Raw genomic sequence first — 20,976 nt, forward strand, 5'->3', positions numbered from 1 at the left:
TACACAATTTTAATTACAGGCTCGCTAAACGTCTAATGGTCGTATACATTTCTTGATTTACGACCATTTTACTTAAAAAATTCAACCATCATCACATCAGTAACTTGGCGTCTCAAAACAATCTGGCATTAAACGCCGCCCTTTACTTAATCCTTCGCATACAAATAAACCGACGCCCGTGATACGCCGAGGTGTTGTGCGATGGTCTCCATGGATTTTTTGACTTCCAGCAGGCCGCTGTCTTTCAGTTCCTGAAGCAGGATTTTTCTGTCCTGCGCTTTTAGCGCCCGTGGTGTGGTGGCAAGCCGGGCGGCGAAGTGATCGATGTGTTGTCTGATCGCTGCCGCGCCGTTTGGTTCTAAATGCTCCGTTACGGAGTCCGACGCGAGCTGGGTGAACTGCGCCAGCGCATTTTGCATGCCGCGAAAGAGTGTCATGTCGACGTTCAGGCACAGCGCCGCGACGTAGTCACCTTCCGCATTTTTGATGCCGACCGAGGTGCTTTTTACCGGGCGTCCGTCTGCAAACTGGTTGGCGTAGTTCGCCAAAATATTGGGAAATTCGGGCGAGGCGATACGGGCAAGGCCCAGTTCCGTTGCAGGCGCACCCACCTCCCTGCCGGAGAGGTTATTGTGAATGGAAAGTATCGCGTGTTCTGGGTTTTTCAGATCGTGCACAACCACTTCACAGAATGGCGCAAACGTTTCGCTCAGCCCTTTCGCTATCGCTTCTAATTGCGTCAGCAGCAGACCTTCTCCAGATGCAGACATATTCCTCTCCCATTCCTCTACTCATGCTTGCGCAAGCGCGTTTTCTGGCGCTGAGTGTACTGTAAGTACACCTGATTTAGTACCCACACGCGATGTCGCCAGCGGTCGCTCCGAGTTCCGCAACACGTACTCGTTCCCACTTTTTTCAGCGACACGCGATGCACCTCACGGTGGTCGAAAACCTAACGATAAATCATATTAGACAATTTATCTAATTTTGTATATTTTGTTTATCAAGCATTCGACAGCGTCGGAACGACGGTTCCGGTATTCATAATCACTAACATCGGATTATCCAACTATGAGCGACTTACGCCTCCCCACTTACGACGATGTGGTAGCCGCAGCGGAACGTATTGATGGCTATGCCAATAAAACACCGGTGATGACATCGCGCACGGTCAATGACACATTCGGCGCAGAGGTTTTCTTCAAGTGTGAAAACTTCCAGCGTACAGGCGCATTTAAGTTTCGCGGCGCCATGAATGCCTTATTACAATTCACTGACGCACAAAAAGCGGCTGGCGTGGTCACCTTCTCTTCCGGTAACCATGCGCAGGCGATTGCGCTGGCTGCCAAATTACTCGGCATTCCCGCAACGATTGTCATGCCGCACGATGCCCCCGCGATAAAGATCGCCGCAACACGGGGCTACGGTGGCAACGTGGTGCAATACAATCGGTACACTGAAGATCGTGAGCAGATCGGTAACGATCTGGCGAAAAAGCACGGCCTGACGCTCATTCCCCCTTTCGACCATCCGCATGTTATTGCCGGGCAAGGAACGGTGGTGAAAGAGCTATTGGAAGAGACAGGCGAATTGGATGCCTTGTTCGTCTGCGTAGGTGGTGGAGGTCTGCTGGCAGGATCCGCGCTTTCCGCCCGTCAGCTGTCGCCACAATGCCTTATTTATGGTGTTGAACCTCTCGCAGGCAACGATGGGCAGCAATCGCTTCGCAGTGGCCATATCGTGCATATCGACACACCGCAAACCATTGCCGATGGCGCACAAATACAGCAACTCGGCCGCTACCCCTTCGCCCTGATTCGTCAGAACGTCGACGATATTCTGACCGTGACGGACGATGACCTGATTGACACGATGCGGTTTTATGCCGAGCGCATGAAGATCGTCGTGGAGCCAACGGGATGCCTCAGCTTTGCAGCGGCGCGCAATCTCAGGGAATCGCTACGCGGTAAACGCATCGGCATTGTTATCAGCGGCGGGAATGTCGATATCAGCCACTACGGCGCATTTCTGACCGGCAATGCCTAAGGAAAAACGATGATCTTTATTTCTGAAGCGGAATCGGCGGCACTTATCAGCCATGAGCTGGCTTATTACGCCGTTCGTGAAGCCCTGCTCGCCGCCAGCGAACCTGAAGCACGTAGTTTTCCGGTGGTGCATGGGCAAGGCTCCGATCCGGTCAACACCTTCAGCATCAAGGCCTCAGCAACCCATGAACTCTCAGGGCTAAAAGTCGGTTCGTTCTGGCTGGGAAACCCCGCCAACGGGCTACCCCGCCATAATTCCCTCATTCTGCTGTTCGATCAGCAAATCGGGAAAATAGCGGTCGCGATTGAAGCCGGAAAGGTGAACGCCTTTCGTACCGCCGCTGCCAACGCTGTTGCCGCCGATTTGCTGGCAAGACCAGATGCCTCGGTTCTCGCCGTGTTCGGAACCGGTCATCAGGCCCGCTATGAGTGCGTCGCGCTGGCAAGAATACGGCCAATCCGTACCCTGCTGATTGTCGGGCGCGATAGCAGCAAATCCGCAGAGATGGCGCAAGAATTCAAGGCAGCCGGACTGGATGTGCACGTCAGCGATGCCGAAAGCGCGTGTCGCGCGGCGGATATCATCGTGACCGCAACGCCATCACGCATGCCGCTGTTTAACGCCGAATGGGTTAACGCCGGAACGCACGTTGTCAGCATGGGATCGGACGCCGTCGGCAAGCAGGAACTGCCGCCAGAGCTGTTTACCGCAGGCCGCCTGTTTTGCGATCTGCCTTCCCAATCCCGAATGATTGGTGACTTCCAACATGCGCCAGCCCATGTGACGCTGACCGCCATCGGCGACGTGATTAGCGCAAGCGCAGCAGGACGACAAACGCCGGACGATATCACCGTGTTTGACAGCTCCGGCTTGTCCATTCAGGACTTATATATCGGCCAACGCATTCTTGCCGCCTGGCAGCAGGCTAAACAAAATGAAGGTGCATAATGAACAATATTGACTGGCTTAACGCGCTGGAAACGCCCTTTTTGTTGATTGATGAGTTCCGCTTTCAACCTATCGGATGGTAATGCTCGGCTGACCGTAATCGGTCACACCGCCCGATCTGAACGCGTCGGGCGGTGATTTCGCATTACGCATGTTTATCTCTGCGCGCCGTCAACGCGTTCAGTTCAGTTGCTCATCCCTAACGTCGGCTCGCAGTTCACCGGAAAATTCACCGAATGGGCAATATAGCAGGCGTCATGCGCCAGTTCATGCAACTGGGCATATTGCTCAGCGGTAGGCCGCTTTTCGCCGCTGAATGTCACCTGCGGACGCAGCGTGACGTCCAGCATCGCCGTTTTTCCTGCCGCATTCACGCCCATCGTGCCCACCGCGTTATCCTGATAGTCATCGACACAGAAGCGCTTTTTAGCTGCAATGGAAAGAAACCACAGCATATGGCAACTGGACAACGAGGCCACCAGCGCCTCTTCAGGATCGACTGCGTCTTCCAACGAAAAAGGCAGCGGCACGACATGCGGTGACGACGAGGCGCGCAACGTAATACCACCGTCAAACCGCCACTGATGCAATCGGCTGTAGCGGTTATCAATAAAATTTTGCCCATCGCGCTGCCAGCAGATTGAAGCACGGTATTCAGACATGATTCAGTTCCCTTTGTTATGGTTTTCCAGCCCTCGCAGTAGCGCTGCAAGGTTAGCATCAAGAGAAGACAACACATCGGCAGGCAGTACAGAGAGCACCTGACGCTCGTTCTCAATGTGTGCCTCAACGGCACGATTAATCAGTTCAAGCCCTGTGCCGGTGAGTTGCACAAGCGTACTGCGCGCATCCTGTGCGTTCTGCACACGTTCGATAAATCCTCGGGTTTCAAGGCGTTTGAGTCGATGAGTCATGGTGCCTGACGTCACCATCAGCGCGGAGAACAGCTCCGTCGGGCTGAGGCAATGTGGCGCACCGGCACGACGCAGCGTCGCCAGCATATCAAACTCCCAACTGCTCAGTTCAAATCGGGAGAAACAGGCTTCCAGACGCAGTTCGAGGAACGCGGCACATCGTCTGAGGCGTCCAATCGGTCCCATGGGGCTGGCATCCAGATCGGGCCGTTCGCGCCGCCATTGTTCAAGGATAGCATCTACCGCGTCGTATTCGCGTTCGCTGGTTTGATTTCTCATTTATCTTGACTTCAAGGTAATTAATCAACACTATCATGATATCTTGAATTGAAGGTAAAGTCATGAACACTACAGCCTCACCACACTATTGGCGTGACGTTATACTCACGGCGCTGGCTCCTGCGATTTGGGGCTCGACCTACATTGTGACATCAGAAATCCTGCCGCCGGATCGTCCTTTTACGGCGGCGCTTATCCGCGTATTGCCTGCGGGTCTGCTACTGCTCTTATTCACGCGCCGCTTCCCCGCCCGCCGAGACTGGTGGCGTGTGCTCGTGCTCAGCGCCCTGAATATCGGCGTCTTTCAAGCGCTGCTGTTTGTCGCGGCTTATCGTTTGCCAGGCGGACTGGCAGCCGTCCTTGGCGCGATCCAACCGCTGCTGGTGATGGTGTTGGTCTGGGCAGTGGATCATCGTGCGCCCAGACTGGCGACGCTGTGGTCGGCGATCATCGGTGTGGCGGGCATGGCCATTTTGCTGCTGTCGCCGCAGACAACATTTGAGCCCGTGGGCATTGCCGCCGCGCTGCTGGGGGCGGTATGTATGGCGACCGGGGTCTGGTTAACACGTCGCTGGCAACTTGATTTGCCCGTACTGCCGCTTACCGGCTGGCAACTCTTCCTCGGCGGGTTGATGCTGGCACCCGTTGCATGGATAGCCGATGCGCCGCTGCCTGCTTTAACCCTGCCACAGTGGGCCGCCTATTCCTATCTCTGTCTTGCGGGTGCCGTGCTCGCTTATGGGCTTTGGTTTCGTGGCGTATCGCGCCTGCCGACGGTTGCCGTTGCCTCATTGGGGCTGCTGAGCCCGCTGACCGCCGTGGTGCTAGGCTGGGCGTTGCTTTCACAGTCGATGACTGGGACGGCATTTCTGGGTTTGGCCATCGTATTAGCCAGCGTCTTCGCCGTGCAATGGACGACGGCGCGAGGTAAGTAATCAACGAAGAACTGCTGATGACGATCGTTGTTGGCGGGGAAAGATGAAAAGGAAGACGTTAAAACAGCGGCGTTATGATAACGCCGCCGTGTTTATCATACTTAGCGACGGTTACGTACTAACTGGTAGCGACGCGTCAGGTACTCGACCGGAGCGCTCCAGATGTGAACCAGACGGCAGAACGGGAACAGCACAAACAGCGTCAGCCCCAGCACGATGTGCAGCTTGAAGATCAGCGCAACACCCGCCAAATGCTCAGACGCCCCGCCCTGGAAGAACGCCACGCTTTGCGCCCAACCGACCAGTTTCAGCATTTCACTGCCGTCCATATGCTGTGCAGAGAACGGAATGGTCAGCAGCCCCAAACCAGCCTGAATCACCAGCAGAGACAGAATGAGAATGTCGCCAACGCTGGACGTGGCACGAATACGCGGGTTGGTCAAACGGCGCTTTAACAACAGCACGCCACCGACAAACGTCAGCAGGCCTGCCGCACCACCGCCGAACATCGCCATTTTCTGTTTTACATCCATTGGCAGGAAGGCTTCGTACATCCAGTGCGGCGTCAGCATACCGAGGAAGTGCCCGGCAAATACGCCCAGAATCCCCAGATGGAACAGGTTAGACGCCAGACGCATCCCTTTCTTATCCAGCATTTGGCTCGAACCGGCACGCCAGCTGTACTGACCGTAGTCATAACGCAGCCAGCTGCCAATCAGGAAAATAGCCATCGCCAGGTAAGGATAGATGTCAAAAAAGAATATGTTGCTGAAGTTTATAAAAGAAGAGTTCGTGATTGCACTCATTAGCGTTGCCCTCCCGCCGATGTAGCGTCAAGATTCAGATATTGCGGCACCACCGCGCCAGCGAAGCGGCGTTGATGTTGCGTTTGTTGGGCCGATGCGCAGCCTTCTTCACCGAGGAACTTAACCTGTTCCTCTTCCCACACGGCATCCAGCGCCTGCGGCGTGTCGTCGCGCGCTTCGTCAGCGACCTGACGTGTGACATCGTCACTTTTCAGATCACTGCCGGACAACGCCAACAGCAGATCGAACAGCACGGCATAGCTACTGTCACGCTGTTGCAAACGCGCACCAATCAACGCCAGAATCGGCGCGATGTCGAGTAAACCCGCGCGCCCTTGCGCAGGTTCCAGACGAGAAAGGTACTCAAGATACAGCGGCAGGTAGTCCGGCAGCTCACGGCAATCCAGTGCCAGACCGGCATCCTGATATTGCTGCATGAGATCGACCATCGCCTGACCACGATCGCGAGACTCACCGTGAACGTGTTCGAACAGCAGCAGCGAGGTCGCCCGACCGCGGTCAAACAGGCCGCTATATTCTGCCTGTTTGTCCAACAAATCCTGCGCGCACAGCGTATTGATGAACTGCATGAGCTGATGACTCTCGCGCAGCGGCAAAGCATCAGCCTGCTCTACCGCTTCGATCAACTCAGCCCGGTTCTCCCACAGCTCGCTGTCGGGATAGTCCAGCAGGCGGGCAATAATCCGCAGGCTAATCATGGTTCGTCTCCCGCATGATTTTGCTGTTCATGTCGCGCGTTTTGTTGCTGACATCAATGGCATCAATACGCTTGCTGTTGAACAGGTTGAATTTGGTATCGCTGCCGTGGCAACCATCGCCAAAGCTGAAACCGCAGCCTTTGCTTTCTGGGAAAGCTTCACGCGCCAGTTCACGATGGCTTGATGGAATCACGAAACGATCTTCGTAGTTCGCAATCGCCAGATAGCGGTACATTTCCTGCGCCTGCGCTTCGGTCAGCCCAACCTGTTCCAGCGCGCTGGTATCGATTTTTCCTTCTACGGTTTCTGCACGTTTGTAGTGACGCATCGCCAGCATACGTTTCAGCGCCAGCAATACAGGCTCGGTATCCCCTGCGGTCAACAGGTTCGCCAGATATTGCACTGGAATACGCAGACTTTCGACGTCCGGCAGTACGCCGGTATGTGCCAATTGACCTGCATCCGCAGCAGACTGAATCGGTGACAACGGCGGCACGTACCAGACCATCGGCAGCGTGCGGTATTCTGGGTGCAGCGGCAGCGCCAGCTTCCAGTCCATCGCCATTTTGTATACCGGCGACTGCTGCGCCGCTTCAATGACGCTGTTTGGAATGCCGTCTTTCAGCGCTTGTTCAATGACTTTAGGGTCGTGCGGGTCAAGGAACACATCCAGTTGGCTCTGGTACAGATCTTTCTCGTTTTCCACCGACGCCGCTTGCTCGATGCGGTCAGCATCATAGAGCAGCACGCCCAGATAGCGGATACGTCCGACGCAAGTTTCTGAGCAGAGCGTCGGTTGACCACTTTCGATACGCGGGTAGCAGAAAATACATTTTTCTGATTTGCCGCTCTTCCAGTTGAAGTAGATTTTCTTGTACGGGCAACCGGTCAGGCACATACGCCAGCCGCGGCATTTGTCCTGATCGATCAGGACGATACCGTCTTCGCCACGTTTGTAGATCGCGCCGCTCGGACAGGTCGCCACACACGCCGGGTTCAGGCAGTGTTCGCACAGACGCGGCAAATACATCATGAACGTGTTTTCGAACTGGCCGTACATCTCTTTCTGCATATGCTCAAAGTTCTTATCTTTGGAGCGCACGCTGAATTCACCACCCAGATCGTCTTCCCAGTTCGGGCCGTTCTCGATTTTCTTCATCCGCTGGCCGGTAATCAGCGAGCGCGGACGCGCGACAGGCTGATGCTTGCCTTCCGGCGCTTTACGCAGGTTCTGATAGTCGTAGTCAAACGGCTCATAGTAGTCGTCGATTTCCGGCACATCCGGGTTAGCGAAGATTTTGGACAACACGCTGATGCGGTTACCCATACGCGGTTCGAGCTTGCCGCTGATTTTACGGATCCAGCCGCCCTTCCATTTTTCCTGATCTTCCCAGGCATGGGGATAACCCACGCCCGGTTTGGTTTCGACGTTGTTGAACCAGGCGTATTCCATCCCTTCACGGCTGGTCCAGACGTTTTTACAGCTAACGGAGCAGGTGTGACAGCCGATGCATTTGTCCAGATTCAGCACCATGCCCACTTGTGAACGAATTTTCATCAGGCTTTCTCCTGCTGTACCGCTTTTTGTACTGTTTGTTGCTGAACATAGTCCTGACCTTCATCATCCAGCCAGTCGATGCGTTTCATTTTACGAACTACGACGAACTCATCGCGGTTTGACCCAACGGTGCCGTAGTAGTTAAAGCCATAAGCCAGTTGGGCATAGCCGCCGATCATATGGGTCGGTTTCGGCGTGATACGGGTTACCGAGTTGTGAATACCGCCGCGCTGCTGGGTAATTTCCGATCCCGGCAGGTTAATAATGCGTTCCTGCGCGTGGTACATCATGGTCATTCCCGCCGGCACACGCTGGCTGACAACCGCACGCGCCGTCAGCGCACCGTTGGCGTTAAACGCTTCTACCCAGTCGTTATCCGCAATACCCAAATCGCGGGCATCATCTTCGCTCAGCCAGATAATCGGGCCACCGCGACCCAGCGTCAGCATCAACAGGTTGTCGCTGTACGTGGAGTGAATGCCCCATTTCTGGTGCGGCGTCAGGAAGTTCAGCGGTTTTTCCGGGTTACCGTTAGGCTTCTTATTCATCACCGGCTCAGCCGCACGGGTATCGACTGGCGGACGGTATACCAGCAGGCTTTCACCGAAGGCACGCATCCACTCATGGTCTTGATACAGCTGTTGGCGACCGGACAGCGTACGCCACGGAATCAGCTCATGAACGTTGGTATAACAGGCGTTATAGGAAACGTGTTCATCTTCCAAACCAGACCAGGTCGGGCTGGAGATAATTTTGCGCGGCTGCGCCTGAATATCGCGGAAACGAATTTTTTCGTCTTCTTTATTCAGTGCCAGATGCGTGTGGTCACGACCGGTGAATTTGCTCAGCGCTTCCCACGCCTTCACCGCTACCTGACCGTTGGTTTCCGGGGCCAGAGACAGAATCACTTCTGCCGCATCGATCGCCGTTTCAATCTTCGGACGACCCGCCGCCGCACCGTCAGCCTTGGTGTAGTTCAGTTTTTTCAGGAAATCGACTTCGGTCTGCGTGTTCCAGCCGATGCCTTTACCGCCGTTGCCCAGCTTGTCCATCAACGGACCGAGCGAGGTGAAACGTTCGTACAGGTTCGGGTAATCGCGCTCCACCATCATCAGGTGCGGTGCAGTTTTGCCCGGAATCAGATCGCATTCGCCTTTTTTCCAGTCATCCACGCCGAACGGCTGCGCCATTTCAGCCGGGGAATCGTGTTGAATTGGCAAGGTAACCAGATCGGTTTCCTGACCAAGGTGTCCCTGACAGACGCGGGAGAAGGCTTTCGCGATGCCTTTGTAGATTTCCCAGTCGCTTTTGGAATCCCACGCCGGATCGACAGCCGCAGACAGCGGGTGAATAAACGGATGCATATCCGAGGTATTCATGTCGTCTTTTTCGTACCAGGTTGCCGTTGGCAGGACGATGTCAGAGTACAGGCAGGTGCTGGACATACGGAAATCAAGCGTCACCACCAGGTCCAGTTTGCCTTCAACGCCCTGGTCGCGCCATTCCACTTCTTCCGGCTTCACGCTGCCCGCGGTACCCAGATCTTGCCCTTGAATACCGTGCTCCGTACCCAGCAGGTACTTCAGCATGTATTCGTGGCCTTTACCGGAAGAACCCAGCAGGTTAGAACGCCAGATGAACAGGTTGCGCGGGTAGTTTTGCGGACTATCCGGCTGTTCAGCGGCAAATTTGATTTCGCCTGATTTCAACGCGGCAACGGTATAGTCCTGCGGTGTTACGCCAGCGGCACGCGCTTTCTCTGCAATATCCAGCGGGTTAACGTTCAACTGCGGTGCAGACGGCAACCAGCCCATACGCTCGGCGCGCACGTTGAAGTCAATCATGCTGCCGGTAAAGCGGGATTTATCCGCCAGCGGTGACAACAGTTCCTGCGGCGCGACGGTTTCATAACGCCACTGGCTGGAATGGTTATAGAAGAACGACGTACTGTTCATGTGACGAGGCGGACGCTGCCAGTCCAGACCAAACGCCAGCGGCGTCCAACCGGTTTGCGGACGTAGTTTTTCTTGTCCGACATAGTGCGCCCAACCGCCACCGCTCTGACCAACACAGCCGCAGAAAATCAGCATGTTGATGATGCCGCGGTAGTTCATGTCCATGTGGTACCAGTGGTTGATACCGGCACCGACGATGACCATCGAACGACCGTGCGTTTTATCGGCGTTATCCGCGAATTCACGCGCAATACGGATGATGTTCTGACGAGAAACACCCGTAATCTTCTCGGCCCAGGCTGGGCTGTACGCTTTCACATCGTCGTAATCACGCGCGCAGTTGTCGTCGCCCAGACCGCGATCCAGACCGTAGTTCGCCATCGTCAGGTCATACACGCAGGCAACCAGCGCTTCGCTACCGTCAGCCAGCGTCAGGCGCTTAACCGGCAGTTTGTGCAGCAGGATTTCTTCTAGCGCAACGTTGTTGAAATGTTCGCTGACCGCGCCGCCAAAATACGGGAAGCCGACATCAACCACATCGTCATGCGAGCCCAGCAGGCTCAAGCGCAGCTTCACTTCTTCGCCGCTCACGCCGTCGCGCTGTTCCAGGTTCCATTTGCCCTGATCGCCCCAACGGTAGCCGATCGACCCTTGCGGAGCCGTCAGATTGCCGCTTTCATCGTCAATCGCGATGGTTTTCCACTGCGGGTTGTTGTCCTGGCCGAGGTTGTCCACCAGATCGGAAGCACGCAGCATACGACCCGCCGCGTAGTAACCGTCTTCACGCGGCTCCAGCAGCACCAGCATCGGTAAGTCCGTGTATTGACGAACGTACTCGCTGAAATACTGGCTCGGTTTGTCGAGGTGGAACTCTTTCAGAATAACGTGGCCCATTGCCAGCGCCATTGCGCTGTCGGTCCCTTGTTTCGGGTTCAGCCAGTGGTCGCACAGCTTGGCGATTTCAGCGTAGTCCGGCGTGACCGCAACGGTTTTGGTGCCTTTGTAGCGAACTTCCGTAAAGAAGTGCGCATCCGGCGTACGGGTTTGCGGAACGTTAGAGCCCCAGGCAATGATGTAAGAGGAGTTATACCAGTCGGCAGACTCCGGTACGTCAGTCTGCTCACCCCAAGTCATCGGTGACGCCGGTGGCAAGTCACAGTACCAGTCATAGAAGCTCAGGCACACACCGCCGAGCAGAGAAAGGTAACGGGCGCCCGCTGCGTAGGACACCATCGACATCGCAGGAATCGGTGAGAAACCGATCACGCGGTCTGGGCCGAAGGTCTTGGTGGTGTAAACGTTAGAGGCAGCGATCAGTTCGTTGACTTCATTCCAGTCAGAACGAACGAAGCCACCACGGCCACGAATTTGTTTGTAGTATTTGGTTTTTTCGGGGTCATTGACGATAGACGCCCAGGCATCCACCGGATCGCTATGCGTCAGTTTCGCTTCACGCCACAGCTTCAGCAGGCGCTTACGCATCATCGGGTATTTCAGGCGGTTGGCGCTGTAGAGATACCAGGAATAGCTGGCACCGCGCGGGCAGCCGCGAGGTTCATGGTTAGGCAGGTCCGGGCGGGTGCGCGGGTAGTCAGTCTGCTGCGTTTCCCACGTCACCAGACCGTTTTTCACATAAATCTTCCAGCTACATGAACCGGTACAGTTTACCCCGTGGGTAGAACGCACGATTTTGTCATGCTGCCAGCGACTGCGATAGCCGTCTTCCCAGTCACGATTGGTATTGAGGGTCTGGCCATGCCCATCGGAAAACGGTTCGGCCAGTTGTTTGAAGTAACGTAACCGGTCAAGGAATTTGCTCATCCGGACTCTCCTGCTGCGAAGCCTGCTGGCCCCTGTCGTTATGAAATGCTCGTAGCAGACATCTGTTTTTGCTTACGACACATCGCTCAAGTTGGCGCTAGGGTATCCAGCAACCGCGTTGTCAAACTTGATAACGATCAAGAGTGTCACCCTGTGAAAAACGGAGTATATCGCTAACTACCACCAAAGAATTATTACAGAAAAAACACATAATTAATTGATTTTAAAAGATAAAAATAAAACCATTCGTTTTGTGCTTATACTGAATTCATACACACGACTATTTAGAGGTAGTAGTCGGGAAGCGACGAAAAATCGTACAAATTCAGTAAAGGGGGTAGCTGGATGCAGCGCGAAAAAAAACGCCTCCCCGAAAAGGAGGAGGCGTCATAGTTATATTTCCATGCGAACTTGGAGAGCATGTCTCTGTCCTTGTTTTTCTGGCGTAAAAAATTGTGCTGAGGTGGGCGTGACTGCCGGGTGAGCCGCACGGATGCGGCGAAAACCAGTGCCGCGTCGGGAACGCGTCACTGGAGGCCCGAGTAGCAGTCACGAACGCCGAAGGTATCGCGTAGCGACACAATTAGCGCCAACAAGCCTGAGGTCAAGGAGCGCGGCAATTGAGCGTTCCTTGTCGGGCGCGTGCTACGGAGTAGCATGAAAATAACAGCATTAACCGCGCACGAAACCACCTCTTAGTCGACATAAAATGTGGCTAAAAGGTGGTTGGGAGCTGGGTCAAGGCTCAGTTTTTCTTTCTGGCATAGAACAACCAGGTCACCAATACACACACGACGTAGCACACCACAAACACCTTCATTGCACCAGTGGGTGAACCGGTTAACTCCAGCGACATCCCGAAAGCTTGAGGAATGAAGAAGCCGCCGATAGCGCCAATGGCAGAGATAAAGCCCAACGCTGCTGCGGTATCCGTGGCTGCTGTACGCTGCGCATCCGCATCACTTCCACCTTGAGTTTTCACGCGATCTGCCGTTAATTTACGGAAAATCACGGCGATCATCTGGAAGGTTGACCCACTCCCCAGACCGGCCGTCAGGAACAGCATCATGAAGATGCCAAAGAACATCCCGAATGAACCCGCTGAGTTTGCACTCGGCAGGGATAGGAACAGTAATACCGAGAGAATCACCATAAAGATGAAGTTAATCAACGTGACTTTCACACCGCCAAAACGGTCAGACAGCATTCCGCCCACCGGACGCGCCAACGCCCCCAGCAATGGTCCAAAGAACGCGTAGTAAAGAATCACGATGTCTGGGAACTGTGTTCTGGACAGCATGCCGAAGCCCGCCGAGAAACCGATAAATGAGCCAAACGTGGACAAGTACAGAAAGCTGAGCACCCACAGATGCATTTGCTTCAGAACCGGCAACTGCTTGCGTATTGACGCATTAGGTGCAGGAAGATCGTTCATGCCAAACCAGGCAGCGGTTGCAGCAATCACCAAAAACGGTACCCACACCCATGCCGCATGGTGCAGCCAGATCTGGTGCCCGTCAGGCTGAACAACGCCATGGCCAGAGAAGCCCAGAATCGGCAGGAAAATCACTACCGGCACCAGCAACTGCATCACGCTCACGCCGAGGTTGCCCAATCCGCCGTTAATGCCTAGCGCACTACCCTGACGTGATTTGGGAAAGAAGAAACTGATGTTCGCCATGCTGGACGCGAAGTTAGCCCCCGCGAAACCACACATCAGAGAAATCGTGACGAAAATGCTGTACGGCGTTTGCGGATTTTGTACGGCAAACCCGAGCCAAATACACGGGATCACCAGAATGATGGTACTTAATGTCGTCCAACGGCGACCGCCAACCATTGGGATAACGAAGGAGTATGGAACACGTAATAGCGCACCGGAGACAGAAGGCAGCGCGGTCAGCAAAAATAACTGGTCTGTGGTAAAACTAAATCCGACCTTGTTTAGGTTAACGGCTACGGTGCTGAAAATCATCCAGACACAAAACGATAACAGCAGGCACGGTACAGAGATCCAAAGATTACGCTGTGCTATCCGTTGGCCGCCAGATTGCCAGAATTTTGTATCTTCAGGATTCCATTCCCTTATCAGCGTGCTTTGCGATACTTTTTCGGGTGATGAAGGCTGCGTCATAAAAACCTCGATAAATAAAAACGCGGTAGAATTAAGACGCAACATTAGGGATTACACCGCAGGTAAAGTTGATGCAAATCAACGCGCTGTCAGGTAAAAAAACCGTGTAAAAATAACCACACTCCTTAATGAGTAATAAAAATAGAAAAATAAGCAACGATAATTCAATCTGTTATATCTCTATTTTTTCGCACTGTCCTATCCCCTTTCAATGCATGGATATTCGGTGGTACTCACTAGTAGGTATAGGGTTATCATGTAGGATCGGGAAAAATGGCTAAAGGGTTATCCTTCTCGGTACTGGTTTTCTACTCCTCCAGCAGAGGTCGCTTTATTATGTTGAAACGTTTCCTGCTGCCGCTGTCGCTCGTCAATCAGGTTGCCTTATTGATGTTGCTACTCGGTTTGCTGGGTATTGCAGGTATGTCGGTTTCCAGTTGGATGTCTCAAAGCATCCAAGGGAACGCGCATGCCATTAATAAAGCAGGCTCGCTGCGTATGCAGAGTTACCGGCTGCTTTCGATGGTGCCGCTCTCTGCCGAGAATGAAATCTACCTGCAAGAACTGGAAGAAAACGAAATCAGCAGCGACCTACAGCAGGCAGTACGTCGGGAAGGACTGAGTGAACAATTCACTGCGCTGCGTGTTTTCTGGCTGGAAAACCTGCAACCGCATCTGCGGCAGGCAACGAATTCTGCTGATGCCTCGGCGGATGTCGCCCGCTTCGTGAAGCAACTCGACGATCTGGTTTCCGCCATCGATCATAAAACTGAACAGCGGTTGAGGATGGTCACGCTGGTGCAGCGCATCTTCATCGGCATCATGTTTATTCTGCTGATCACCACATTCTTTTACCTGCGTCGACGCCTGTTGAGGCCGTGGCGACGTCTGGTTGCGATGGGACAAGCTATCGGGCAAGGTGATTTCACCCAGCGCGTCGCTATCAACGGCCATGACGAAATGAGTACGCTGGGACAGGTGCTGAACAGCATGTCGGATGAACTTTCCGCCATGTACCACAGTCTGGAACTGCGCGTCGCCGAGAAAACGGCCGACCTGCAACAGAAAAACGACCTGCTGTCTTTTCTCTATCGCGCCAGTCGACGCCTGCATACCGGCGCACCGCTGTGTAGCCGGCTGATGCCGATCCTGAACGAACTGCCGTCGCTGACTCCACTGCGCAATATTCAACTGCGATTGTATGAAGATAACAATCAGGAACAGTTTCACCAGTTTAGCGATTGCAGCCAGTCACAGCCGGATCACTGCCCGGATAACAGCTGTCAGAGCTGCGGGATGCAGGCAAAACGGGAAGATCTACCGGGCGAGCCTCACTGCTGGGATCTGCATGACAAGCACGGGCAATATGGCGTTGTATTAGCCACGCTGCCGAGCAACACCGTACTGAGCCGCGATCAGAATCAGTTACTGAATACCTTACTGGAACAGTTGACCAGCACGCTGGCGCTGGAGCGTCAATCTAACCATCAGCAGCAGTTGATGCTAATGGAAGAACGCGCCACCATTGCCCGCGAACTGCACGACTCTATCGCCCAGTCCCTCTCCTGCCTGAAAATTCAGGTGAGCTGTCTGCAAATGCAGGGCGGCGATTTGCCACCCGCATCGCAGCAGTTGCTGACGGAAATGCGGGAAGAGCTGAACACCGCCTATCGCCAACTGCGTGAGTTGCTGACGACGTTCCGGCTGAAACTTTCTGAATCTGGTTTACTCGCTGCGCTGCGGGCGTCGGTCGATGAATTCGGCAAGCGGTTGGGCTATCCCATCGAACTGCATTACCGCCTGCCGCCGCAGTCGGTTTCCGCTCACCAAGGTATTCACGTCCTGCAAATTGTACGTGAAGCACTGAGCAATATTTATAAACACGCGCAGGCCACACAGGTCGACATCACCCTGCAACTACGTCAGGGCTACATCGAACTCAGCGTAGCCGACAATGGCATCGGTATTCCGGATGATGCCAGCCGCGCCAACCACTATGGACTTATTATCATGCGCGACCGTGCTCGGGGTTTGCACGGCGAATGCATTGTTCGACGCCGGCCGTCGGGGGGTACGGAAGTCAATGTCAACTTCCTCTCCGAATACCGTCACCGGCTGCCATTAACAGGAGAAACTCATGATTAACGAAGATGCCGCCACCCTACTGCTGATTGATGACCATCCCATGTTGCGGAATGGCGTTAAACAACTCATCAGCATGGATCCAGAATTGCAGGTGGCAGGTGAAGCCAGTCACGGCGAACAGGGTGTCGAGCTAGCGGAACAGTTGGATCCGGATTTGATTCTGCTCGATTTGAACATGCCCGGCATGAATGGTCTGGAAACCTTGAATCGTCTGCGGGAAAAATCGCTGTCTGGCCGCATTGTCGTCTTTAGCGTATCCAACCATGAAGACGATGTTGTCAATGCCCTGAAAAATGGTGCTGACGGTTACCTGCTGAAAGATATGGAGCCGGAAGATTTACTGGCTGCGCTGCATCAGGCGGCGTCAGGAAAAATGGTACTGAGTGAAACACTGACCCCGATTCTGGCCGCCAGCCTGCGCGAAAGCCGCCACAGTAGCGACCGGGACATTCAGCAGCTCACGCCGCGCGAACGCGATATTCTGAAGCTGCTGGCTCAGGGATTATCCAATAAAGTGATTGCCCGCAAGCTCACGATTACTGAAAGTACCGTTAAGGTTCACGTCAAACACCTGTTGAAAAAAATGAAGCTAAAATCACGGGTTGAAGCGGCTGTCTGGGTATTACAAGAAAAAGTGATTTAATCCAATCGTCACAAGATACCGCTATTGTCAGCGGTACGGATAAGGCGCTCTGGCGCCCTTCCGTCTGAGATTATCCTCGCGTGAGCGGGGATGCCGCCGTAGTTGATGAAAACCCCATCAACACCCCGCCCAATCTAAACGCTTGCTAAACGGCACCGGCATTTATAGCCATTATCCTAATTAATGTGACGTTTCTCTCATCTAAACTAGTTAGTAATCGCATTTTTCGGCTTTTACACCGAGTTTAACGTTGAGGAACAACATGAAAAAGGTCAGTAAAGAGCGGTTTATCGGCCTGGAATGGTTACGGTTTTTGCTCGGCTGCTACGTGATGATTTACCACACGGTACACGTTTATCCCCAGCGAGAACGCATTCCCTTCCTGAGCGAGCTCACCAGTATGGGATTCTTCGCGACCAGCACGTTCTTTGTCCTGTCTGGCTTCTTGCTCGCACATGTCTACATTAAGGACGGACGTCTGCGCGAACCGGTTCGCCAGTTCTGGGCCAAACGCTTCTTTAATCTTTATCCCATCCATATCATTGCCTTGCTGTCTTCGATTGCCGTTGTCACGCTGATGCAGTGGCTGGCCGTGCCACCGGAAGGACAAGTCGCCAGTGCGCGTTTCGTTATTTATGACACCAACGATCCCGCAGCCGACCCCGAAACGCTGCGCCATTACATGACGAATGCACAGTTGGCGTTCAACGGATTATTGCAGGTACTGATGTTGCAGGCATGGAATCCTTACTTCCTGACCTTCAATGCCCCGTTATGGTCGCTTTCCACCTTGTTCTTTTTCTATCTGGCGTTTCCGCTGTTGGCACCGCGTCTGTTGAACAACCGCCATCCGTGGCTGTGGATGGGGATCGTCTGCCTGCTGTATCTGCTGCCGCCGATTTGGGTGATCTGGCAACAGCAGTTCGGTATGCCGTACACTGGGCTATTGCAGCGTGGGCCGATCTTCCGTCTGCCGGAATTCCTGGCCGGGATTTTGGGCTATGCGCTGTTCCGTCATTATCGTCAGAAAGATCGCTTACCGTTGACCAAAGGCCAGCGCTACGCAATCGCCCTCTTTATCGGTGTGAATTTCCTTGTCGCTACCTGGCTGTTCACAAAAGGTGAAGCCTATTGGTATTTCTTGCTGCACAACGGCTTGCTCCTGCCGGCTCAGGTCGGTCTGGTTTGTCTCAGCGCGCTGGCGCGTGAACCTAACAGTGACTGGCTGCGGCACTGGTCGCCCCGACTGGGGGCAGCTTCGCTGTCTATCTTTGCGCTACACGTTCCGCTCTTTAATCTGTTCCGTACGCTAGAACAGCTGGTGCGCGGTAACCCGATGGCCTGCTTCAGCGATTGGGGGCAGTGCATTTCCGCAGCAGGCCAAGTACAACTGTCCATGACGGGCTATATCATTTTCCTGCTCAGCACCGTGACGCTCTGTGTTCTCTTCCAGGAACGGATCGTGTTCCGCGTAAGGACGTTCCTGACCACACGTTTCCTGAGCAACAACAACACCTCGCGCACGCAGCGCACCGCATAGCGTCCTCTATCGCTCACGCTCTCTGGCCTGAAACAAGCAAGGTCAGAGAGCATCATCCCCCGCACGATTCATCCCCTTTCCGTCAGCTCAAAAATGTGACAGACATCGCGTTATAGCTGTTAATCATCAATAGCCACTTTTATAACTATTTACATTCTAATCAATTTTCGTTTTCGGGTAGAGCATCACTACGATTCCTGTTAATGTTTGCCGTTCCGGACTAAACCGGTTCGTTATCATCGGCTGTACGTCTTTGTCTTTGACGGACATCTCAATACCTGTCACCACGGTTTACTTGGCAATAATGACACTATCCAAACACGCACTCTCTTCCCTCAGCCTGGTTATCGCCCTCTCTGCTGGCATTACACAGAGCCGCGCTGACACCATTTGGCTGACCAATGGCGACCAGCTTACAGGGAAAATCACGCTGCTTGACGGCGGTAAACTCTTTATCAACACCGATTATGCCGGCTCTATTTCTGTCGACTGGGATAAGGTGAAAACCTTTGAATCTGACCATGGTCTGGTGATTCAAGGTGAACGCTACGAGAAAGGCGTTCTGTATCCGGCGGTTAAAGCGGGCGAAAATCGTGCCGTCGTCGCAAGCCCATCGCTGGCTAACGAAGCGACTGGCCCACAAACGTTGCCACTTTCTGAAATTACGTCCATCGTCGCGCAGAAGCCGCTGGTGACCGATTTCGCCTGGAAAGGCAACATTGACGCTGGCATGTCGCACAAGAAAAGTTCGACAGAAACCGACAACTACGATGTGACGCTGAACACCAAAGCGCGCCACGATACGTGGCGGCACAACCTAGATGCCAGCTACCATTTGGCAAAAGAGAATAAAGTCGAGAGCACCAAGAATGCCGCTGGCGAATATGCGCTGGATAAATTCGTGGATGAGAACTGGTTCTGGCAGGGCCGTTATCAATATAAACGCGACTGGATTGAAAGCATTAAAATCAACCGCTCTTTCGGTCTCGGTCCCGGTTATCAGTTCTGGGATAACGATTTAGGGGCGTTCTCACTGACGTCGCTGGTCAACTCCCAAACCTTCGTCTACCGCGATCAAGGTGAAGATAACTTCTATTCTGGGGGCATCAAGTGGGCTTACAACCGCTATCTGTTCAGCAAATCGGTTGAAGCCTTCACCAACGGTGAATTCGGGCGTTCATTTGACAGCACCGCACCAATCTATCTGAAAGCAGATGCGGGCCTGCGCTTCAAGCTGACCGACTGGTCTTCGATGACGATGAAAGTATCACGTACCCGTATCGAAAGTAATCAGGGGAATGTTGACGACACACTCTACACCATGGGTGTTGGCGTCGGCTGGTAAGTCAGTAGCTTCACAGTGTCTCAAGGTGAACGGCGGCCTCGTCGTTCACCTCAATGCTTCCGCCCACCGTTGTTTCGTGATTAGCCGTTTCCTGCTGCCGCAGAACACGACTGTTGCAGGATACGCACCCGCTGTGCCAGTTCGCTCACGCTTTCGTCTTCCGTTCCGTGATTCTTCAGCTCTTGCTCGAGTGCAAACAGGTATTGCGCATTGGTGCCGAGCGGACCGCTCGCGCGCGCAATCAGCGGGGCAACGCTCTGAATGCAGGTATCATTTTCGTTGAGGGGATGCTCCGGCTCGGAGACAAACACCAGCGCCGTCAGCGGTGCACCGTTCTTGCGATGCAGTTCGCACCAAAGCGGACGATAGCAGCCCGTCAGCATTTCACGCTTCCACAACAGTTCCAGATCTTCACGCAATGAGGTTTCCGGCAGTCGGAAAGCCAATCCCGTCGTTTGCCCACCGGGTTTCAGCGCCAGCATCCGCCCCGGCTGCGTTACCGTGCCGCGACCAATGGTGAGGCGCAGACAAAAGGCACGCTGCCACCCTGCCAACGTGGCCAGACAGGTTTCTTCGGCGTCAAAAACCGGATTCCACATGAGCGAACCATAGCCAAACACCCAGACAGGGCAGCTATTTGGCCGGAGCGCCAACGTCCTGTCCAACGAGTCAGCCCGCTGTTGCGGGGTGAGCAGTAAGGTTTCTTCAATACACCCAAAAGACGTTCTACAATCTGCTTTCTGCAAAAAATCGCGTGTTAACACTACTTACTACCCCCAACCTTACTCTTTTGCTGCTCGTTAGATCGACTCTCGCCCTGCGTGTAAAAATCTAACTGCTTCATCTGTTTAATTTTACAACACTATAGATATTGAGGTTATTCATTTATGGCTTTGCAATCAAGTTTGATACTAGTCACAAAAACAGAAAAAGTTCGTGATAATTTTTCACTCACGAAAAATTCCGATTTTGTACCAACTTAATCGGCAACGCGCCGCCAGACTTGACGCATTCCTGATACAAACCTCATTTTTGTGACGTCAGGAGCCTGCCGCAGGCTTGACGTGAACGCTTTCGACGCCAATGAAACGTATCGGCGGCAACAAAAATAATAACGGATAGACATCAAATGATAATAATTATCATCTCGTGTTATTATCATCCTTAATTTGGAATCGACTATCCACG

General features: G+C 53.7%; 16 protein-coding genes. 7 read left to right on the forward strand and 9 right to left on the reverse strand.

All coding sequences use genetic code 11. The features are described from left to right. Positions 1–146 precede the first annotated feature (146 nt). Positions 147–770, reverse strand: coding sequence for a helix-turn-helix transcriptional regulator (locus H0248_RS14895; RefSeq protein WP_180786497.1), 624 nt, complete (start codon positions 768–770; stop codon positions 147–149). 301 nt (positions 771–1,071) lie between these two features. On the opposite strand from H0248_RS14895, the gene H0248_RS14900 reads away from it, so the two are divergent. Together H0248_RS14900 and H0248_RS14905 are read left to right on the forward strand one after the other, a co-directional pair. Continuing rightward, positions 1,072–2,046, forward strand: a complete 975-nt coding sequence (locus H0248_RS14900) for a threo-3-hydroxy-L-aspartate ammonia-lyase (RefSeq protein WP_180786498.1) — start codon at positions 1,072–1,074, stop codon at positions 2,044–2,046. A gap of 9 nt (positions 2,047–2,055) precedes the next feature. Beyond that, a complete protein-coding gene (locus tag H0248_RS14905) occupies positions 2,056–2,994 on the forward strand; it encodes an ornithine cyclodeaminase family protein (protein ID WP_180786499.1) in 939 nt (312 codons plus the stop codon). 185 nt (positions 2,995–3,179) lie between these two features. On the opposite strand, the gene H0248_RS14910 is transcribed toward H0248_RS14905, so the two are convergent. Beyond that, positions 3,180–3,656, reverse strand: a complete 477-nt coding sequence (locus H0248_RS14910) for an OsmC family protein (protein WP_180786500.1) — start codon at positions 3,654–3,656, stop codon at positions 3,180–3,182. A 3-nt stretch (positions 3,657–3,659) separates the two neighbouring features. Continuing rightward, on the reverse strand, positions 3,660–4,187 hold the full coding sequence (locus H0248_RS14915) for a MarR family winged helix-turn-helix transcriptional regulator (RefSeq protein ID WP_180786501.1): 528 nt from the start codon (positions 4,185–4,187) through the stop codon (positions 3,660–3,662). 62 nt (positions 4,188–4,249) lie between these two features. On the opposite strand from H0248_RS14915, the gene H0248_RS14920 reads away from it, so the two are divergent. Continuing rightward, on the forward strand, positions 4,250–5,122 hold the full coding sequence (locus tag H0248_RS14920; protein ID WP_180786502.1) for an EamA family transporter: 873 nt from the start codon (positions 4,250–4,252) through the stop codon (positions 5,120–5,122). Between the two features lie 101 nt (positions 5,123–5,223). On the opposite strand, the gene narI is transcribed toward H0248_RS14920, so the two are convergent. The 5 genes from narI to H0248_RS14945 all read right to left on the reverse strand — a co-directional run bounded on the left by narI (position 5,224) and on the right by H0248_RS14945 (position 14,115). Beyond that, positions 5,224–5,901 carry a respiratory nitrate reductase subunit gamma gene (gene narI, locus H0248_RS14925; RefSeq protein WP_180786520.1) on the reverse strand — a complete coding sequence of 226 codons (678 nt, stop codon included), beginning with the start codon at positions 5,899–5,901 and terminating at the stop codon, positions 5,224–5,226. Positions 5,902–5,927: 26 nt separating this feature from the next. Beyond that, on the reverse strand, positions 5,928–6,647 hold the full coding sequence (gene narJ / locus H0248_RS14930) for a nitrate reductase molybdenum cofactor assembly chaperone (RefSeq protein WP_180786503.1): 720 nt from the start codon (positions 6,645–6,647) through the stop codon (positions 5,928–5,930). Continuing rightward, on the reverse strand, positions 6,640–8,205 hold the full coding sequence (narH, locus tag H0248_RS14935) for a nitrate reductase subunit beta (protein WP_010276902.1): 1,566 nt from the start codon (positions 8,203–8,205) through the stop codon (positions 6,640–6,642). The genes narJ and narH overlap by 8 nt, the downstream gene beginning before the upstream one ends. Next, positions 8,205–11,981: a nitrate reductase subunit alpha gene (locus H0248_RS14940; protein ID WP_052900879.1), complete on the reverse strand. Its 3,777-nt coding sequence runs from the start codon at positions 11,979–11,981 to the stop codon at positions 8,205–8,207. Before H0248_RS14940 ends, narH begins: the two co-directional genes overlap by 1 nt. A gap of 745 nt (positions 11,982–12,726) precedes the next feature. Beyond that, entirely contained in the window at positions 12,727–14,115 is a 1,389-nt protein-coding gene (locus H0248_RS14945; RefSeq protein WP_180786504.1) for a NarK family nitrate/nitrite MFS transporter, read from the reverse strand. Positions 14,116–14,451: 336 nt separating this feature from the next. Here H0248_RS14945 and narX point away from each other — a divergent pair, with 336 nt between their 5' ends. The 4 genes from narX (at position 14,452) to H0248_RS14965 (ending at position 19,788) form a co-directional block, all read left to right on the forward strand. Further along, on the forward strand, positions 14,452–16,260 hold the full coding sequence (narX, locus tag H0248_RS14950; protein WP_180786521.1) for a nitrate/nitrite two-component system sensor histidine kinase NarX: 1,809 nt from the start codon (positions 14,452–14,454) through the stop codon (positions 16,258–16,260). Then, positions 16,253–16,903 carry a two-component system response regulator NarL gene (gene narL, locus H0248_RS14955; protein ID WP_010276892.1) on the forward strand — a complete coding sequence of 217 codons (651 nt, stop codon included), beginning with the start codon at positions 16,253–16,255 and terminating at the stop codon, positions 16,901–16,903. Before narX ends, narL begins: the two co-directional genes overlap by 8 nt. A 262-nt stretch (positions 16,904–17,165) precedes the next feature. Then, entirely contained in the window at positions 17,166–18,443 is a 1,278-nt protein-coding gene (locus tag H0248_RS14960; protein WP_180786505.1) for an acyltransferase family protein, read from the forward strand. 304 nt (positions 18,444–18,747) lie between these two features. Next, a complete protein-coding gene (locus H0248_RS14965; RefSeq protein ID WP_180786506.1) occupies positions 18,748–19,788 on the forward strand; it encodes a DUF481 domain-containing protein in 1,041 nt (346 codons plus the stop codon). An 80-nt stretch (positions 19,789–19,868) separates the two neighbouring features. Here the strand turns inward: H0248_RS14965 and H0248_RS14970 are convergent, their stop codons facing one another. Continuing rightward, entirely contained in the window at positions 19,869–20,552 is a 684-nt protein-coding gene (locus H0248_RS14970; RefSeq protein ID WP_010310069.1) for a gamma-glutamylcyclotransferase, read from the reverse strand. Positions 20,553–20,976 lie beyond the last annotated feature (424 nt).

Source organism: Pectobacterium brasiliense, from assembly GCF_013449685.1.
Lineage (GTDB): Bacteria > Pseudomonadota > Gammaproteobacteria > Enterobacterales > Enterobacteriaceae > Pectobacterium > Pectobacterium brasiliense_A.

Bases quoted from the DNA above. Each gene is read 5' to 3' on its own strand.
- H0248_RS14965 (WP_180786506.1), top strand. From the start codon at position 18,748: ATGACACTATCCAAACACGCACTCTCTTCCCTCAGCCTGGTTATCGCC.
- narH (WP_010276902.1), bottom strand. From the start codon at position 8,205: ATGAAAATTCGTTCACAAGTGGGCATGGTGCTGAATCTGGACAAATGC.
- H0248_RS14920 (WP_180786502.1), top strand. From the start codon at position 4,250: ATGAACACTACAGCCTCACCACACTATTGGCGTGACGTTATACTCACG.
- H0248_RS14905 (WP_180786499.1), top strand. From the start codon at position 2,056: ATGATCTTTATTTCTGAAGCGGAATCGGCGGCACTTATCAGCCATGAG.
- narL (WP_010276892.1), top strand. From the start codon at position 16,253: ATGATTAACGAAGATGCCGCCACCCTACTGCTGATTGATGACCATCCC.
- H0248_RS14960 (WP_180786505.1), top strand. From the start codon at position 17,166: ATGAAAAAGGTCAGTAAAGAGCGGTTTATCGGCCTGGAATGGTTACGG.
- H0248_RS14915 (WP_180786501.1), bottom strand. From the start codon at position 4,187: ATGAGAAATCAAACCAGCGAACGCGAATACGACGCGGTAGATGCTATC.
- H0248_RS14895 (WP_180786497.1), bottom strand. From the start codon at position 770: ATGTCTGCATCTGGAGAAGGTCTGCTGCTGACGCAATTAGAAGCGATA.
- H0248_RS14945 (WP_180786504.1), bottom strand. From the start codon at position 14,115: ATGACGCAGCCTTCATCACCCGAAAAAGTATCGCAAAGCACGCTGATA.
- H0248_RS14940 (WP_052900879.1), bottom strand. From the start codon at position 11,981: ATGAGCAAATTCCTTGACCGGTTACGTTACTTCAAACAACTGGCCGAA.
- H0248_RS14910 (WP_180786500.1), bottom strand. From the start codon at position 3,656: ATGTCTGAATACCGTGCTTCAATCTGCTGGCAGCGCGATGGGCAAAAT.
- narX (WP_180786521.1), top strand. From the start codon at position 14,452: ATGTTGAAACGTTTCCTGCTGCCGCTGTCGCTCGTCAATCAGGTTGCC.
- H0248_RS14900 (WP_180786498.1), top strand. From the start codon at position 1,072: ATGAGCGACTTACGCCTCCCCACTTACGACGATGTGGTAGCCGCAGCG.
- narJ (WP_180786503.1), bottom strand. From the start codon at position 6,647: ATGATTAGCCTGCGGATTATTGCCCGCCTGCTGGACTATCCCGACAGC.